Annotated in this window: 13 protein-coding genes; 7 read left to right on the forward strand and 6 right to left on the reverse strand. The window is 68.3% G+C overall.

What is annotated here, in order from left to right; all coding sequences use genetic code 11:
- Position 1: 1 nt before the first annotated feature.
- Both HCX50_RS11705 and HCX50_RS11710 read right to left on the reverse strand, forming a co-directional pair.
- Positions 2-1,258: a glycoside hydrolase 5 family protein gene (locus HCX50_RS11705; protein WP_244175909.1), complete on the reverse strand. Its 1,257-nt coding sequence runs from the start codon at positions 1,256-1,258 to the stop codon at positions 2-4.
- A 7-nt stretch (positions 1,259-1,265) separates the two neighbouring features.
- Positions 1,266-2,306: a LacI family DNA-binding transcriptional regulator gene (locus tag HCX50_RS11710; RefSeq protein ID WP_091031295.1), complete on the reverse strand. Its 1,041-nt coding sequence runs from the start codon at positions 2,304-2,306 to the stop codon at positions 1,266-1,268.
- 135 nt (positions 2,307-2,441) lie between these two features.
- On the opposite strand from HCX50_RS11710, the gene HCX50_RS11715 reads away from it, so the two are divergent.
- Genes HCX50_RS11715 through HCX50_RS11740 form a run of 6 tightly spaced genes read left to right on the forward strand, consistent with a single transcriptional unit; the run spans position 2,442 to position 10,542 of the window.
- Positions 2,442-3,725, forward strand: a complete 1,284-nt coding sequence (locus HCX50_RS11715; protein ID WP_091030977.1) for an ABC transporter substrate-binding protein — start codon at positions 2,442-2,444, stop codon at positions 3,723-3,725.
- A gap of 17 nt (positions 3,726-3,742) precedes the next feature.
- Entirely contained in the window at positions 3,743-4,675 is a 933-nt protein-coding gene (locus HCX50_RS11720; protein ID WP_091030982.1) for a carbohydrate ABC transporter permease, read from the forward strand.
- A gap of 20 nt (positions 4,676-4,695) precedes the next feature.
- The gene (locus HCX50_RS11725) at positions 4,696-5,547 is read left to right on the forward strand and encodes a carbohydrate ABC transporter permease (RefSeq protein ID WP_091030986.1); all 852 of its coding nucleotides are present in this window, start codon (positions 4,696-4,698) and stop codon (positions 5,545-5,547) included.
- Positions 5,544-7,817, forward strand: coding sequence for a glycoside hydrolase family 3 protein (locus tag HCX50_RS11730; protein ID WP_091030990.1), 2,274 nt, complete (start codon positions 5,544-5,546; stop codon positions 7,815-7,817). Before HCX50_RS11725 ends, HCX50_RS11730 begins: the two co-directional genes overlap by 4 nt.
- Complete coding sequence (locus HCX50_RS11735; RefSeq protein WP_091030993.1) at positions 7,805-9,130, forward strand: glycoside hydrolase family 125 protein; 1,326 nt, start codon at positions 7,805-7,807, stop codon at positions 9,128-9,130. The genes HCX50_RS11730 and HCX50_RS11735 overlap by 13 nt, the downstream gene beginning before the upstream one ends.
- Positions 9,131-9,171: 41 nt before the next feature.
- Complete coding sequence (locus tag HCX50_RS11740; RefSeq protein ID WP_091030997.1) at positions 9,172-10,542, forward strand: HNH endonuclease signature motif containing protein; 1,371 nt, start codon at positions 9,172-9,174, stop codon at positions 10,540-10,542.
- Positions 10,543-10,641: 99 nt separating this feature from the next.
- Here the strand turns inward: HCX50_RS11740 and HCX50_RS11745 are convergent, their stop codons facing one another.
- The 4 genes from HCX50_RS11745 to HCX50_RS11760 all read right to left on the reverse strand — a co-directional run bounded on the left by HCX50_RS11745 (position 10,642) and on the right by HCX50_RS11760 (position 15,949).
- Positions 10,642-11,760 (reverse strand): substrate-binding domain-containing protein, encoded by a 1,119-nt coding sequence (locus tag HCX50_RS11745; RefSeq protein WP_091031000.1) that lies wholly within the window; start codon positions 11,758-11,760, stop codon positions 10,642-10,644.
- A 61-nt stretch (positions 11,761-11,821) separates the two neighbouring features.
- On the reverse strand, positions 11,822-13,189 hold the full coding sequence (mmsB, locus tag HCX50_RS11750) for a multiple monosaccharide ABC transporter permease (protein ID WP_091031004.1): 1,368 nt from the start codon (positions 13,187-13,189) through the stop codon (positions 11,822-11,824).
- Positions 13,186-14,754, reverse strand: coding sequence for a multiple monosaccharide ABC transporter ATP-binding protein (gene mmsA / locus HCX50_RS11755; protein WP_442921973.1), 1,569 nt, complete (start codon positions 14,752-14,754; stop codon positions 13,186-13,188). Before mmsA ends, mmsB begins: the two co-directional genes overlap by 4 nt.
- A gap of 181 nt (positions 14,755-14,935) precedes the next feature.
- On the reverse strand, positions 14,936-15,949 hold the full coding sequence (locus HCX50_RS11760; protein WP_167634509.1) for a LacI family DNA-binding transcriptional regulator: 1,014 nt from the start codon (positions 15,947-15,949) through the stop codon (positions 14,936-14,938).
- A 180-nt stretch (positions 15,950-16,129) separates the two neighbouring features.
- Between HCX50_RS11760 and HCX50_RS11765 the strand changes: the two genes are divergently transcribed.
- The gene (locus tag HCX50_RS11765) at positions 16,130-17,614 is read left to right on the forward strand and encodes an amidohydrolase family protein (RefSeq protein ID WP_167634510.1); all 1,485 of its coding nucleotides are present in this window, start codon (positions 16,130-16,132) and stop codon (positions 17,612-17,614) included.
- Positions 17,615-17,748: the final 134 nt, after the last annotated feature.

Below are 17,748 nucleotides of genomic sequence, written 5' to 3' on the forward strand. Positions count from 1 at the left end.
CTCAGCCCACCCGGTTCGGAACCGTGTCGAGAGCAGTGATGCCTCGATCCGCCAGCGCCCGAGGGTCTGCGGCCGTGCGCGATGTCACCACCGTCACCGGTCGACCCTGCGCGCGCAGATCGTGCCAGCGCTCGAACACCCGTCCGCCGGGGGCGAGGTCGGCGCGCGAGGTCGGCAGATCGTCGTCGTCGACATCGACCACCACACCGACGGTCCGCGGCAGCACCGTGGTTCCCGCTCCGGCGCGCGCGTCGGCGACCAGCTCCGCGAACCTGCGCCCGAGCGGCTTGACGGCGTTGTCCACGTCGAGAAGACCGAGGGAGTACTCCAGATCCTTGTAGTCGCCGAGGGATCGGGACACGTCGTGCGAGCACCACCAGGTGATGCCGTAGAGGCCCGGCGAGCTGAGCGCGGCCTCGACGGTGCGGGAGGCGAACTCCGGCATCTCCGCATCCGTCAGGTTCATCGACGGCGCCCCGACCTCCTGGAGCCAGACCAGTCGCTGCGGATCCGTGGCGAAGGCCTTCGAGAGCTCGATCATCCACTCGGCATGACGCACCGACTGCGACGACAGCCCGCCGTACAGCTTCGCCGTGCCGTTGAAGATCCAGGAGTGGACGGTCGTGATGTCCCCCAGCCGAGACGCGTGCTCCGGGAGGAACGGATGCCCGTCGCGGTACCAGAGGTGATCGTTCTCGCTGTGGGTGAACAGGTGGCGCGGGTCGGGGTCGACCGGCGCCTCCAGCAGCGTCGTCAGCCAGTGGGCGATCTGATCGCTGTCCGCCGGCATCGCCGCCGGGTTCGGCAGCTGGAACTGGTTGAGCTCGTTGCCCAGCGTGAGTCCGATCAGATTGGGTCGGTCGCGCACGGCGTCGTAGACGGCGCTCACGAGCGCGGCCTGCGCCTGGATGGCCGCCTCGTCGACGAACATGTTGCCCTCGTGCCAGTTGACGAGCCAGGCGGGCACGAAGTCGAACCCGGACATGTGGCCCTGGATGACGTCGACGGCGATGTCGAGCTCGAATTCGGCAGCCACGTCGGCCACGACAGCGATGTCCTGCAGCGCCTTGCGCCGGATCAGGGTGCGGTTCGGCTGGAGCACAGGCCAGAGCGGGAACACCCTGACGTGATCGAGTCCGAGGTCGGCCAGCGCCTCGAAATCGGCTCGGACCGCATCGGCGTCGATGTCCATCCACTGGAACATCCAGTCTTGGGAGGGGGTGTAGTTCGCTCCGAAACGCGGAGTGCGGTCAGTCACGGGTGTGTCATCCTTCTCGATCTGCGGTCTGCGGGGTCATGGGGGCCGGGGCTGTGGATTCACGGACGATCAGGCGGCGCGCAGAGACGACCTGCGACGCGGCGGGCTCTCCGTCGACGAGCTGTGCGAGCAGCTTCACCGCTGTGCGTGCGCTCTCCTCCACCGGAGCATCCAGTGCGGTGATCCGCGGGCGGACGAGGGTCGACACCCAGGAGTCCTCCCAGGCGATCACGGACAGCTGCTCCGGAATCCGGACGCCGAGCTCGGGTGCGTGCGCGATGATCTCGGCTGCCATCGCCTCGCTGTCGACGAGGAGCGCCGTGGCGTCGCCGAGTCGTCCAAGGATGTCCTCGACGGGATCCGTTGCCTCGGGCGCCCAATGCAGGATGGTCGGGATCATGCCGTGCTCACGAGCGGCGTCCGAGAAGCGGCGGTCGCGATCGCGGGAATGGAGCAGCCCCGGCGAATCGCTGACGCGCGCGAGGGCTCGGTGGCCGAGTGCCCCCAGATGCTCGAGAACCTCGTCGTACGCGGCGTCGTCCTGCACGGTCACCGCCGGCACCGCGTCGTCGACCGGAGACCCGAGCAGAACGGCAGGAGCACCGAGCTCTCGCAGATGACCGATACGGGGATCGGCATCGCGAACGTCCACGAGGAGGAACGCATCCACTCGCTGCTCGCTCCACCACTCCCGATAGACGCGCTGCTCGTCCTCGGCCCGCACGAGGGTGAGGGACAGCGACCAGCCGATCTCGGCGAGCGGTTCGGTGAGGCCGGCGATCAGACGCATGAAGAACGGGTCGCGCTCGAAGGTGTCTCCGGAGCGGGCGACGACCAGGCCGAGGCTCCTCCCGCCCCGACCGCTGACCTTGCGGCTCGCATAGTTGGGGCGCCAGTGCAGCTCGTCGGCGGCGGCACGGATGCGGGCTTCGGTGGCGGCCGAGACGTTGGGGCGCCCGTTGAAGACGTGCGACACCGCCGACGGAGATACTCCGGCACGGGCAGCGACGGCGGCGATGGTCGCCCTGGCAGGTCTGTTGTCGTTCATCACCACCGAGATTAGGGGGTTGACCCGATCTTGTAAAGCGGTATACATTAATCGCACGTTGATGTGTACCGCTATACAAAGAACGTCTGGCGCACATCGTCCCCCACAGACGCACCGCAGCTCTCAGGAGGTCTCATGACCGAAGGCATCGACAGACGCACCTTTCTCGGCACCGTGATCGGCGGCGGAGTGATGATCCCGCTGCTCACCGGATGCGGGCCCCTCATGCCGACCTCCGGCGTCGCCGGATCGATCTCCGTGCACACGCAGCTGAGCGGTGCGGTGTCGGGAGCCCAGGTGTTCTCGGACGTGGTCGCCGCCTACACGCGGGCAACCGACACACCCGTCGCCCTGCTGAAGAACGGCTCCGACCTGCCGATCGTCTTCGAGACGAGTTCACTCGCGGGCAAAGAAGCCGACATCGCCATGGTGAACCTTCAGGGCCGCACGCTCTCGTGGACTCGACTCGGCGCCACCGTGCCCGTGCAGGACCTGCTGGACGAATGGGACCTTCGCGACAAGATCATTCCCGAGGCGCTCGAGGAGTGGACGGACGATGAAGGCCGCCTGCGCGCGTTCCCCTTCACCCGGACGAACTGGCCCGTGTCGTTCAACACCGGCCTGCTCGAAGAAGCAGGGGTGCAGCTGCCGACCACGTCGGATGAACTGATCGCCGTCGCCGACGCGCTGCGCTCGAAGGGGATCGGCCCGGTGACCGTCGGCGGGTCGGACTGGAGCGGCCAGAAGATGTTCCTCCAGATCCTCCAGGGCTTCCTCACCAGGGACGAGGTGAAGCAGGCGTTCTCGACCGGGAAGCTCTCGGAATTCCCCGGAGCCGTCGCCGGAGTCGAGCATTTCGTCGAGCTGCGGGACGCCGGCGTCTTCGTCGACAATGTGCAGGGCTACACATCCGACTCCGAACTCACGCAGTTCAACACCCGCAAGGCGGCGATCGTACCGGCGATGTCGTCGGCTCTCGCGCTCGTCCCCGCGGAGCGCGCGACCGAAGTCGTCGTGGGCGGATGGCCGAAGCCCTCGCGAGGCGGCGTCGTCGATCACCCCACGGTCATCCAGAGCTACAACGGTCACGGCATCTGGATCAGCGCGAACGGTGCGGAGAAGCTCGATCTGCTCAAGCCCTTCATCCAGAACCTCTACTCGCCCGAGGTCACGAGCGACTTCATCCTCGGATCGGGGCGTGACATGAACCGCATCACCGACGTGGTCAGCAAGGACTTCCCCCTGGTCGCCCAGGCTTCCCAGCTCACCACCGACCAGGTGACGCCGGTCATGCTGCCCGACCTGCTCATTCCGGACTCCGTGTTCGAACCCATGATCCGGGCCACGGCGATGGCCTACGGCCGCGCGTCCGCGGATCAGATCATCGACACGTTCGAGAAGGCATACCGCGCGGCCTGACGGCCCGGAAGGACACCATGACTGCGATCGCGACGCCGGACACCACGGCACAGCTGCCCCCGATTCCCCCCGCTCAGATTCCCTCCCGACGATCGCCCCTGCGCGAGAGGTTCCCCGGCCTCGCCCTGCCCGCCCTCATCTGGTACGCGGTGTTCATGATCGGGCCGGTCATCGCGATCTTCGTGATCGCGTTCCTCGACTGGCCGGGGATGCTCGAGACGCCCACGTTCGCCGGGTGGGACAACTTCCGCGCGGTGTTCACCGACACCACCTTCTGGGCCGCGCTCGGCAACTCCGCCCTGCAGATCGTGATCGGGCTCCCGATCATGATCGTGCTGGCGTTCCTCCTCGCCTTCTACGTGGTCCAGAAGCCGCGCGGCCACAAGGTCCTGCGCTATCTGCTGTTCATCCCGGCGCTCATGTCGGCACCGGCCACGGCGATGGTCTTCTACGCGATGCTGAACCCCGACGGCCTCGTGAACGGCATCCTCACCCCGCTCGGACTGCAGGGCAACGCCTGGCTGGCCGACCCGAACACGGCGCTCGGCGCGATCATCGCGGTCGAGCTGTGGAGCGGGATCGGATACTCCGCCGTGCTCATCGCCGCCCGGCTCGACGGCGTCGACACCGAGATCGTGCAGGCGGCGCGCGTCGACGGTGCGAGCGACTGGCGCGTGGCGTGGCGGATGTACTGGCCCATCGCCCAGGACTTCATCGGCGTGGTCACGATGCTGCAGTTCCTGTCGCTGCTGTTCAACTCGGCGCAGACCGTGCTGCTGCTCACTCAGGGCGGCCCCGGCACGTCGACGACGACACTGTCGTATCTCATCTACAGCAAGGCGTTCGTCGAGACCGATCTCGGCTACAGCCAGGCGGTCGGGGTGATCCTCTTCATCCTCGGGCTGCTGGGCATGTGGCTGATCCGTCGCACGCTGCGCGCCACCCACTGATCGGACGAAGGATCTCTCCCATGGCATCACGCACCGTCCTCCCCCTCCGCGACCGAGTGGGCTCCCTCACCAGCGGCGCTCTCGCGTGGCTGTACGCAGCTGCCCTGCTCATCCCCTTCTACTACTTCATCTCGTCGTCGTTCAAGTCGAACGAGGAGATCTTCGAGTCCCCCCTCGCCCTTCCCACGACCTGGGACTTCTCGAACTTCACCACCGCGTTCCGTCAGGCGGATCTGGGTCTGGCGATCGCGAACTCCGCCCTCACGACGGTCGGCGCATTGGCGCTCACCCTGGTGCTGGCGCTGCCTGCGTCGTTCGCGCTCGCCCGTGCGAAGGGTCGCCTGGGCAGGATCATCGAGACGACCTTCAGCCTCGGCTTCCTGATCCCCTCCTTCGCCGCCCTCTTCCCGACCTTCCTCCTGGCGGCGTCGGTCGGCCTGTTCCACACGCGCACTTTCGTCGTGCTGCTCCTTCCCGCCACCGCCCTCCCCCTCTCGATCGTGATCCTCACGGCGTTCATGCGCACGATTCCGCGCGAGCTGGAAGAGGCGGCGTCGATGGACGGGGCGACGACGCTGCAGGTGCTGCGGCAGGTGTACCTGCCGATCTGCATCCCCGGCATCGCGACCGTGCTGCTGCTGAACTTCCTGTCCTTCTGGAACGCCTACCTCTATCCGCTCATCCTCATCGGTCCCGACACCGCTCAGCGCACCATCCAGGTCGCTCTGCCCACGCTCAAGGTCGACGCCGGCACCGACTACGGCGTGCTCATGGCCGGCACGCTCCTGACACTGCTGCCGGTGTACCTCGTGTACACGGTGCTGCAGCGGCAGATGCAGCGGGCACTCGTCTCGGGGGCGATCAAGGGATGACCCCGTCGTCGGCGACCCTCCCGCTCCGCGAACGGGTCGGCCAGATCAACCAGCGCCTGAAGGGGTGGGAGGCCGTCCGCTGGGTCGACGGCGCTCCCCGGATCACCGATGTCCTGCGGCGCGCGGTCGACCGCTGGGGCGGCATCGGCGCCCTCTACGGCGTGCTCCGCGCCGACCCCTGGTCGCAGGTGCGCTGGAGCAACGGGATCCCACCCGCGCGCAGCGCGGAGACCTATGAGCTCGTGCAGGATTTCGTGCGCACTCGGGGCGCCGGGCTGCCGACGCTCTTCGTGGAGGAGGTGCCGCACGGACTCATGGCGCTCGGCGGCACCACCGTGCCGGTGAACCTGGCGCTGGGCGCAGGCATGGACCCCGAGCTCACCGCGCAGCTCGCGGCGCACATCGCCGCCGAGACCCGGGCCCGCGGCGCTCACGTGGCTCTGGTATCGGGACTCGACATCCTGCGGGACCCTCGATGGGGGCGGGCGGAGGAGTGCTTCAGCGAGGACCCCGCCCTGGCAGCCGCACTCATGGAGGCAACGGTGCGAGGTATGCAGGGCTCCCGATCGGACGGCCGGATCGACGGCGACCACATCGCCGTCGTGGCCAAGCACCTCGCCGCCCAGGGCGCGGGGATCGGCGGCAGGAACGGATCGGGGGCGCCGATCGGTCGGCGGGAACTGGGCGAGATCCACCTGCGCCCCGCCTACGCCGCCGCTCGAGCAGGTGTCGCCGGATTCATGGCGGCATACAACGACATCGACGGCGTCGCCTGCACCGCGAACAGAGACCTGCTCACCGGCACGCTGCGCGACGACTGGAACTGGACGGGCATCGTCATGGCCGACGGCACCGCTGTCGATCGGCTGCGCGACAGCACACCGGATCCGGCCACCGCCGCCGCGCTCGCCATCCATGCGGGTGTCGACCTGAGCCTGTGGGACGAGGCCTTCACCCACGTGGAGGAGGCGGTCCAGCGCGGGATCCTCGATGAGGCCGACGTGACGCGTGCCGCCGATCGGGTGCTCGCCCTCAAGGAGCGCGTGGGACTGCTCGACGGGTCGATATCGAGGGACCACGCAGCGGAGCCGGACGCCGCGACCACCCGTGAGTTCATCGCGCTCGTCTCTCGCGCGGCGGCCCAGGCCTGCGTGCTGGTGCACGACGACGACGCACTCCCCCTCCCGGCCTCGGCCGTCGTCGCGGTGATCGGCCCCAACGCCGATGACCTCGAAGCACAGTTGGGCGACTACACCCCTCCGCGCCCGCAGGACGATCCGGGTGTCTCCACGGTCCGCTCCGCTCTCGAGGCGCGTCACGGTGTCGGCAACGTGAGGTACGCGCAGGGGTCGGGCCATCGCACAGCGCTCTCCGACGAGGCGACCGCCGCCGTCGACGACGCTCTCGCCGGCGCGACGGCCGCTGTCGTCGTGCTGGGAGGAACGAGCAGGCGCAGCTACGAGGACGAATTCGCGGACAACGGCGCTGTCGACGGACCGGCGCCGGACACCACGAACGGCGAGGGCGTCGATCTCTCCCGCCTGGCCCTGCCCGCCGAGCAGCTCGCCCTGCTCCGCGCCGCCCGCGCCGCCGTTCCGCTGGTGATCGCGGTGCTGATCGACGGTCGCCCTCGACCGCTCGACGAGCTGATCCCGTTCTGCGACGCCCTGATCGTGTCTCCGTTCCCCGGGCCCGCCGGCGGGGCGGCCATCGTCGACGTGATCGCCGGCGGCCGCGGTGGCGGACTCCTGCCGGCCACGCACCCGCGCGCGGACGGTGTCCTCCCCGTCGCCCACGACGAGCGGATGGAGACGGCGCGCGGGTACGTCGACGCCCGCATCCCCGTCGGTCAGCTCTTCGGTGCCGGAGCGCCGGCCGGGATCACGGTGACCCTGCGCCCCGCCGACCCCGGGATCGCGACCGACGCGCTGAACGACGGCGACACGGTCACCCTCCACGCCGACATCGTCAACTCCTCCGACTCAGCCGTCTCGCTCGCCGTGCCGCTGTACGGCAGACGACACGAGCGCGGACTGCGGCCGCGCCGACGCACGCTGCTCAGCGTCCGCCGCGTGCGCGTCGAGGCGCGGTCCGGCGCGGTGCTGCCCTTCGTCCTCGGCACGGATGAACTGGGGTCCTGGGCGGCAGGCCGCCCGGAGGCAGCGCCCGCGGAGGTGCTCGCCTGGACGGCATCCACTCACGATCCCCCCGCCGACGCGGTCGCCGTGCGGATCACCGATGGGAAGGGACGCACCGGATGGGAGAGCTGACCGCGTTCACGCCGGATGCTCACACGCGCGGGCTGCTCCGCCACGCGGCCGACGAAGTCCGGGAGCTGTGCGGGACGCGCATCGGCGACCTGGTCGAAGCCGCGCTGCTGCGCACCCTCACCGACACCGTGGGCATCGACCCGACCGGGAGGGTGTTCGTGATCACCGGCGACATCCCGGCGATGTGGCTGCGTGATTCGACGACCCAGCTCACGCCGTACCTGCGATTCGTCGACCGCGCCCCGCAGCTGGCCGACCTGGTGGAGCGTGTGGTCCGTCGGCAGATGACGTTCATCGCGCACGACTCCTACGCGAACGCCTTCAACGACGGACCGACCGGCGCACACTACGACCCGGACGACGTCTGCGACGATCCCGCCGTCTGGGAGCAGAAGTACGAGGTCGACAGCCTCTGCTATCCGGTCACGCTGGCGCACGCGCTCTGGCGCCGCACCGGGCGCAGCGCGTTCCTCGTCGAGGACGGAACCCCCGACGTGCTGCGTTCGATCGTGACGCAACTGCGCGAGGAACAGCACCACGACCGCTCTCCGTACCGGTTCGAACGGCCGGGCGCGATCCCCACCGAGACGCTGGCCCGAGGGGGACGCGGGTCGGCTGTCGCCGACACGGGCATGACCTGGAGCGCTTTCCGCCCCTCGGACGATGCCTGCACCTACGGCTACAACATCCCCGCGAACCTCTTCGCCTCCCAGGCGCTTCGCAACATCGCGGAAATCGCCGACGAGGTCCTCGCCGACGCCGCGCTGGCCGCCGATGCCCGACGACTCTCCGGCGAGCTGCGGGCCGGCGTGCACGCGCACGGGGTGGTCGCGTCCGCCGACGGGCGCGCGATCTACGCCTACGAGGTCGATGGATTCGGCGGTGCGCTCATCATGGACGACGCCAACACTCCTTCGCTGTTGTCCCTGCCCCTCATCGCGCCGGATGTGCTCGATCGCGACATCTGGGCGGCCACACGCGATGTGATCCTCAGCCCCGCGAACCCGTACTGGTTCTCCGGGACCGCGCTGACCGGTATCGGGAGTCCGCATACGCGGGATCGCCGGGTCTGGCCGATCGCGCTCGTCGTCGAAGGGCTCGTCGGCTCCCCCGAAGACCGTGCGCGCGCTCTCGCGGTGATCGCCGCCACGGATGCCGGCACGGGACACATCCACGAGAGCATCGACATCGACGACCCGGCTGTCTTCTCCCGCGCCTGGTTCTCGTGGGCGGAATCGATGTTCTGCGAGCTCGCTCTCGCCGTCGTCGACGATGCCCGAGACGGTCCCGATCGGATGCCGGAATCTCGGTGAACATAGTTTCGAATGTCGGTGGTTCGTGATGGACTGAAGTCATGACAGCACTGCTCCACGCGACCGACTCCCAGATGGCGATGCTCGCCGATCTGGTGGCGTCGCTCGAGGCGGCAGAAGCGACGCTGAGCAGCATGCACGCGGCCAGAGACGGCATGCTCGCGATGGCCGGGCGTCTGGCGATCGACATCGCCCGGGAGGCTGCGCATCCCGATCATGGCGACATGGCGATCCGCACGGTGGCGGCCGAGATCGGCGCCGCGCAGCACCTGAGCGACCGCACGATCGAGCGACGGATGGCAGAGGCCTCCTGGCTCGTCGAGCGCTTCCCGACGGTGTGGGAGGCGCAGGGCGAGGGGCGCATCAGCGCTGCGCACGCGCGGGTGATCGTCGACGCGGGCGCCCACCTCGACGATGCCGCCGACCGGCGGGCCTACGCCGGCGAAGCGGTGGCGATCGCCGAGACCGAGTCCCCGAACCGGCTACGGCGGCTCGCGCGGCGCCTGGCCGAACGGTTCCAGGAGCGCACGGTCACCGAACGGCACCGCGAGGCCCGCAAGGGCCGCCGCGTGTGGGCGAGAGATCTCGACGACGGGATGGCCGAGCTCGGCACCCGCGGCCCGGCCGCGCTCATCCACGGCATGTTCGACCGGCTCTCGCAGATGGCGCACGCGGTGAAGAAAGACAATGCCCGCGCGGCGAGAGATGCCGACTCCGATGGCCCTCCGGCAGACGAGCGCACGATCGATCAGTTGCGCGCCGACCTGCTCGCCGACCTCCTGCTCACGGGAACCCCGGCAGGACACGACACGACCGACGGGCTGCTCGGCGAGATCCGCGCCCGCGTCGAGGTCTCCGTGCCGGTGATGTCTCTGATGGACGATGACCGGAAGGCTCCGGATGCCGCCGCTTTCGTGCGCACGCCCGGCGATTCCGGATGCGGGCGCTCCGGTGACTCCGTGCCGCCAGCCCTGCTCGACGGCACGATGCCGATCGACATCACGACCGCCCGCAGGCTTGCCGGCTCGGCCGTGGGCTGGGATCGTGTGCTGACGCATCCGATCTCCGGCGCGCTGCTCGCCGTCGACCGCTACCGGCCGAGCGAGCAGTTGCGGCGACATCTGCGCGCGCGGGATCAGCGGTGCCGGTTCCCCGGGTGCGGGATCGGGGCGCGGAAGTGCGATCTCGACCACAATCACGCGGCTTCGACCGGGGGCGCGACCACGGATGTGAATCTCGCCGCGTTCTGCCGACGACATCACATGCTCAAGCACCACTCCCCCTGGCAGGTCGAACAGCGTGCGGGTGGCGTGCTGGAGTGGACGAGCCCGACCGGACGCACGTACATCGATCGGCCGCCGCCCCAGAACACGGTGAGGTTCACCGAGTCAACAGTGCCCGCTCCGTTCTGAACGGTGGCGACCGGTAGCAGGAAACGGCGACCGGAAGCGGGACACAGCGAACGGGCCGCCCGAACCCGAAGGTCCGGACGGCCCGAGGATGCTGCGGGATTACTGGTACGACTTCACGATCTCGAGGAGGCTCGGGACGTTGGCGTACGCCTCGGCCGCGTTCTCCTTCGTGACGATGACCGGAGGCAGCAGGAACGCGGGAACGACCTTCGCACCGTTGTCGTACTGCTCGGTGTCGTTCACGTCGACCTCTTCGCCCTTCTGGAGCTGGCCGACCATCTTGATCGACTGCTCGACGAGGAGCGTGGTGTCCTTGTTGATCGTGGAGTACTGGATGCCCTCCATGATCGACTTCACCGACTCGACCTCGGAGTCCTGGCCGGTGACGACCGGGACATCCTTGCCCGCACCCTGCACCGAGGTGATGATGGCGCGAGCGAGCGTGTCGTTCGGGGACAGGACGCCGTCGAGCGTCTCAGAGCTGTAGGTCGACGTGAGGATCGAGTCCATACGGCGCTGCGCGTTCTCGGCCTTCCAGCCCTCGGTCGCCGTCTGGGCGATCTCGGTCTGACCCGAGACGACCTTCAGCGTGCCGTCGTCGATCTTCGGCTGGAGGACCTCCATGGCGCCGTTGAAGAACACCGCGGAGTTCGCGTCATCCGGCGAGCCCGAGAACAGCTCGATGTTGTACGGAGCCTCGTGGCCCGCACGCTCGGCGAGACCGTCGAGCAGAGCCTGACCCTGGAGCTTGCCGACCTCGAAGTTGTCGAACGCGACGTAGTAGTCGACGGCCTCCGTGTTCTCGATCAGACGGTCGTACGCGATGACGGCGACACCGGCGTCGCGGGCGGCCTCGACCTGCGTCGCGAGCTGCTTGCCGTCCTTGGCGCCGATGATGATGACCTTGGCGCCACCGGTGACCATCGCCTGGATCTGGTTCTGCTGCTCGGCGACCGTGTTGCTGGCCGGCGCGTACTGCACGTCGGCCTTGAACCCGGCCTTCTCGAGTCCGTCGGTGAACAGCTGACCGGCGAGGACCCAGTTCTCCGAGGTCTTGTCCGGGAGGGCGACACCGATCGTGGCGTCGGCGGCGAAGCCTGCTGCCGCCTCGTCGCCCCCATCGGCGCCGGTGTCTCCGCCACGCTCCGAGGAGCAGCCGGTGAGGGCGAAAGCGCCCACGGCGACGATCGCTGTCGCCGTAAGAAGCATCTTCTTCATGTGATCTCTTTCTCTGGTGTGTGTAGGTCTCGACGCGTGTGCGTGCGCAGTGAGACCCCTACTATCCGCGCGTCTCGTCGACGGCGGGGGCTTCGTACTTCTGACTGGTGGGGTAGTTCGCCTTCGGGTCGAAGGTGTCGGTCATCGGGTCTTCCTTGCGGCCGAAGCGACGCGTGAGGAAGCCGGTGATCGACGGGCGGCCCTGCTGCTTGTTCCAGACGTCGACACCGACGGCGAACAGGAGCACGAGGCCCTTGATCATCGAGACCACGTCGGCACCGGCGCCCAGCAGCGCGAGACCGTTGTTCAGGAACGCCATCACGAGACCACCGATGATCGAGCCGATCACGGTTCCGATACCGCCCGAGACGGCCGCGCCACCGATGAAGACCGACGCGATCGCATCCAGCTCCCAGCCGTTGCCGTCCTGCGGCCCCGAGGCCGTGGCCCTGGCGACATAGATCATGCCGGCCAGCGAGGCGAGCACCGACATGTTCATCATCACGAAGAAGTCGACCCAGCGGTCCTTCACACCCGACAGGCGCGCGGCCTGGCGGTTGCCACCGACCGCGTAGATGTGGCGACCGAACACGGTGTTGTTCGTGATGAACGAGTAGAGGATGACGAGCGCGAGCAGGATGATGCCCGAGATCGGGAAGCTGGTGCCCTCACGGCCGGTGGCGAACAACCAGCCCGCGATGAGGATCACGACCGAGATCAGCACGACCTTGGTGACGCTCACCCACAGCGGCGCCATCTCGGCACCCATCTTGTGCTGGATGCGACGGGTGCGGATCTCCCAGAAGACGATCCACGCGACGCCGAGCAGCGCGAGCAGCATGGTGAAGACGTTGAACGGCACGGGGATGAACGACAGCTCGGGCAGGTAACCGGCGCCGATGACCTTGAAGCCCTGCGGGACCGGGATCGACTGCGAGTCGCCGACCCACTGGTTCGCTCCGCGGAAGAACAGCATGCCCGCCAGCGTCACGATGAACGCCGGTACCCCGACATACGCCACCCAGAACCCTTGCCAGGCACCCACGAGCACGCCGACGCCGAGGCCGAGGAGCACACCGAGCGGCCAGGGGAGGTTCCAGTCGGCCATGGCCTTCGCGACCACGATGCCGGTGAACGCGGCGACCGAGCCGACCGACAGGTCGATGTGACCCATGATGATCACCATCACCATGCCGATCGCGAGGATCAGGATGTACGAGTACTGGTTGACGACGTTGATCAGGTTGCCGGACGAGAGCGTGAGGCCGGTGCCCTTGAAGATCCAGGTCAGCACCTGGAAGACGACCAGGATCACGACGAGGCTGCCGAGGATGCCGAACTGGCGGAGCGTCGACTGGCCGCCCCCGAACATCTTCGTGATGTCCTTGAAGTGGAAGCCGCGCTTCGTTGCGGTGGTGTCGGTGGTCATGCGGATGCTTTCTGGTTCGTCGAGGTCATGCTGCGCATGAGGTCCTCGGGTGTCGCCTGGTCGGCCGGGATGCAGTCGGTGACCCGACCTTCGAAGACGGTGTAGATGCGGTCGGAGATGCCGAGCAGCTCGGGCAGCTCGCTGGAGATGACGATGACGCCCTTACCTTGAGCTGCGAGCTGGTTGATGATCGCGTAGATCTCGTACTTCGCGCCCACGTCGATGCCGCGGGTCGGCTCGTCGAGGATCAGCAGGTCGGGGTCGGTGAACATCCACTTCGCCAGCACGACCTTCTGCTGGTTTCCACCGGACAGCTTGCCGACCCCCTCCTCGACCGAGGGCGTCTTGATGCGGAGCGCCTTGCGGTAGTCCTCCGCCACGGCGAACTCGGCACGCGCATCGACGACGCCGCGCTTGGCGATCTTGGAGAGCTTGGCGGCGACGACCGAGCGCTTGATGGTGTCGAGCAGGTTGAGCCCGAGCACCTTGCGGTCCTCGCTGACGTACGCCAGGCCGTGCTTGATCGCGGATGACACGTCGTGGAGCGCGACCTCCTGGCCGTCCTTGATCAGGGTGCCGGAGAGGAAGTTGCCGTAGGAGCGACCGAAGATGCTCATGGCGAACTCGGTGCGCCCGGCGCCCATGAGCCCGGCGATGCCGACGACCTCGCCGCGGCGGACGTTGATGTTCGAGCCCTTGACGACCATGCGCTCCGGGACGGTCGGATGCTGCACCCACCAGTCCTTGACCTCGAAGAACACCTCGCCGATCTCGGGCGTGCGGTCGGGGTAGCGGCTCTCGAGCGAGCGGCCGACCATGCCGCGGATGATGCGGTCCTCGTTAATCTCGCCGCGGGAGATGTCGAGCGTCTCGACCGTGCGGCCGTCGCGGATGATCGTGATCTCATCGGCGATCTGCTCGATCTCGTTGAGCTTGTGGCTGATCATGATCGACGCGATGCCCTTGGCCTTGAGGCCGAGGATCAGGTCGAGCAGGTGCTGGGAGTCGTTCTCGTTGAGCGCGGCGGTCGGCTCGTCGAGGATCAGGAGCTTGACTTCCTTGTTGAGCGCCTTGGCGATCTCGATCAGTTGCTGCTTGCCGACGCCGAGGGTCTTGATCTGCGCGTCGGGGTCCTCGCTCAGCCCGACGCGGGCGAGGAGCTCGATCGTGCGTTCCTTCTGCGCCTGCCAGTCGATGCGGCCACCGCGGGAGATCTCGTTGCCGAGGAAGATGTTCTCGGTGACCGAGAGCTCGGGGATCAGCGCGAGCTCCTGGTGGATGATCGCGATGCCGGCCTGCTCGCTGGCGACGATGTCCTTGAAGCGCTGCTCCTCGCCGTACAGCAGGATCTCGCCCTCGTAGGTCCCGTAGGGATACACCCCGGAGAGGACCTTCATCAGGGTCGACTTCCCGGCGCCGTTCTCACCGCAGATCGCGTGGATCTCGCCGGCGCGGACGGTGATGGAGACATCGGCCAGCGCCTTGACCCCCGGGAACTCCTTGGTGATGCTGCGCATCTCCAGGATCGGGCCTGACACAGTCGGCAACGTTGCAGTGGTGCTCACGGATCATTCCTCGCGACGTGCGGTCACCTTCAATGTGACCGTTCACATCGATTATCGTCGTCTTCTGACGGACCGCTGTCAAGTCCACGCCGGGATTTCGTGTCGCTACCGTGATGCACAGGCATTGCGCAGGCATTACGCAGCACCGTCGCCGCAGCGACGCACCGTGGTTTCTCGACGGTCAGCGTGATGCGGCGGATTCGCGCGCACGCAGAATCGTCTGCAGCGGGCCGAACTCCGGCACCTGCTCACCACGGATCTGCGCGAGCAGGATGCGCACGGCGCGGCGCCCGAGCTCGGGGAAGTCCTGGTGCACGGTACTGAGCGACGGAGCCACATGCGCCGCGACGGGGATGTCATCGAAACCGATCACACTCACGTCGTGCGGGACGCGCATCCCGGAGTCGCGGAACCCGTGCATCAGCCCGATCGCCATGAGGTCGTTGGCGGCGAACACGGCGGTGAAGTCGCGCCGGAGCGAGAGCTCCTTGCCCGCGAAGTACCCGAAGTCCGCGGTCCAGTCGCCACGGATCGGCGGGAACGTCGGCAGATCGGCTTCGCGCAGCCCGTCGAGATAGCCGCGCATGCGTGACTCGGCCTCGATCCAGTCCTGCGGCCCCGCCAGGTGCAGGATGTCACTGTGACCGAGCGAGATCAGGTGCTCCGTGGCCGCTCTGGCACCGGCGACCTGGTCGGCGGACAGGCTCACCCCGTCCGAGCCGGATGCCGTCTGCAGCGTGACGAACGGCATGTCGACGGACATGCCTCGAAGGACATGGAAGACCCGGACCTGCGGTGCGAGCACCACGATCCCGTCCACCTGCTCGCGCGAGAGCTGCCGCACCGCGTTGCCGATCGCCTCGGGACTCGTCGCGGGCAGGTTCAGGGTCGAGACCGAGTACCCCTCCTCGCGCGCCGCATCCTCGATCCCCGCGATGGACGACGTCGGACCGAACTCCCCGATCGTCGCCGAGAGGATCCCCAGCATGTTCGACTTACTGGTGACCAGCGCCCTGGCCGCGAGATTCGGCCGGTAGTCGAGCACGGCGATCGCGTCGAGGACCTTGGCCTTCGTCTCGGGACGGATGCTCGGATGATCGTTCAACACCCGGGACACGGTCTGATGCGAGACCCCGGCGAGCCGCGCGACGTCGCGGATGCTGGGCAGCCGCGCACGCTCGGAGGCGGTGGACATCACTAGCCTCCTCGCGTGTGCACGGTCACATCGTCACTTCATTATGTCTGCTGGGACGCGCGCACGCACCTCTCGCCGACCGTCGCCACGCGTCAACGGTTGTGCGGGGGCACGGGAACGTGCACCCGGTTTCGTCGAACTGCACCGGAACGGCCTCCCTCAGCATGGCATCGTGACCACGTGGACACTCTGCTGCGCGGCGGGCGCGTCATCGACCCGAAGACCGGATCCGACCGGATCGCCGACCTCCTGATCGCGGACGGACGGGTGGCGGCCGTCGGCGATGCGCTCACGGCACCGGCGGATGCGGACATCGTCGACGCCACGGATCTCATCGTCGGGCCGGGCTTCGTCGACCTGCACAGCCACGTGCACTCGATCGCCGGACAGCGTCTGCAGGCGATGGACGGCGTCACCACCGCACTCGACCTCGAAGCGGGCCTCATGCCGATCGCCGAGGCTCTCGCACGCGCCGCGGCGGACGGACGCCCCCTGAACTACGGATTCTCGGCCTCCTGGTCGCAGGCGCGGGCGTACGCGCACCTCGACCGGGTGCCCGTCGCCGACTTCGCCGCGTCGATGGACCTGCTCGGCAAGCCCGAGTGGCAGCGCGCCTCCTCCCCCGCCGAACGCCGCCGCTGGTTGAGCCTGCTCGAGGACGAGCTCGGTGCCGGCGCCCTCGGGATCGGTGTGCTCATGGGCTACGCGCCCCGCTCCGATCCGGACGAGTACCTGGAGCTCGCCCGGCTGGCCGCGGCCGCGCATGCCCCGACGTTCACGCACGTGCGCGAGCTGATCGAAGCCGACCCCCGCACGCCGATCGACGGGTCGGAAGAGCTCGTCCGCGCGGCCGCCGAGACCGGCGCCGCCATGCACCACTGCCATGTGAACAGCACGTCGCTGCGCCACATCGACCGCGTGCTGGCTCTGCTCGACCGCAGCCGCGCGGCGGGCTCCCGTGTGACGGTCGAGGCCTATCCCTACGGCGCGGGCAGCACGGCGATCGGCGCGTTCTTCCTCGCCCCGGAGAAGCTCAAGGGACTCGGAATCACCCCGAGCTCGCTCGTGCTCGTCGACACCGGCGAGCGCATCGCCGACGACGCCCGGCTGCGCGAAGTCCGCGCCACCGACCCCGGCGCCGCGTGCATCGTGACGTTCCTCGACGAAGCGGACCCCCTCGATCGCGCGCACCTGCACCGTGCCCTCGCCTACCCCGATTCGATCGTCGCGAGCGATGCGATGCCGATCTCGTGGGCAGAGACCGACGGCCGGACCGTGTACGAGCAGCGCGACTGGCCTCTCCCCTCCGGCGGGCACACGCACCCGCGCACGGCGGGGACGTTCACGAAGTCCCTTCGTCTCATGGTCGTCGAGAGCGGAACGTGGAGCTGGCTCGAAGCCTTCCGTCGCTGCGCCTTCCTGCCCGCGCGGGTGCTCGATGAGGTCTCCTCCGGCATGCGCGGCAAAGGGCATCTGGCCATCGGAGCCGATGCCGACATCGTGGTGCTCGATCCGACGACCCTGACCGACCGGGCGACGTACTCCGACCCGACCCGACCCTCGCGGGGCATCCGCCACCTGTATGTGCACGGCACCCCCGTCGTGCGCGCCGGCGCGATCGTGACCGAGGCCCTTCCGGGGCGCCCCGTGCGAGGGAATGCCTGAGGCATCGATCCTTCGTCCGGGCGAACCAACGTCTGCGCAAGTCTCGTCGCCCGGCACCAACGGGCCGGCGGAGCACGCGAATAGTCTCGGCCCCATCGCCGTCGCCCCGAATGCGACGACCCACTCGATGCAGA

The sequence above is a fragment of the Microbacterium sp. B19(2022) genome, from assembly GCF_012030385.1.
Taxonomy (GTDB): domain Bacteria; phylum Actinomycetota; class Actinomycetes; order Actinomycetales; family Microbacteriaceae; genus Microbacterium; species Microbacterium oxydans_B.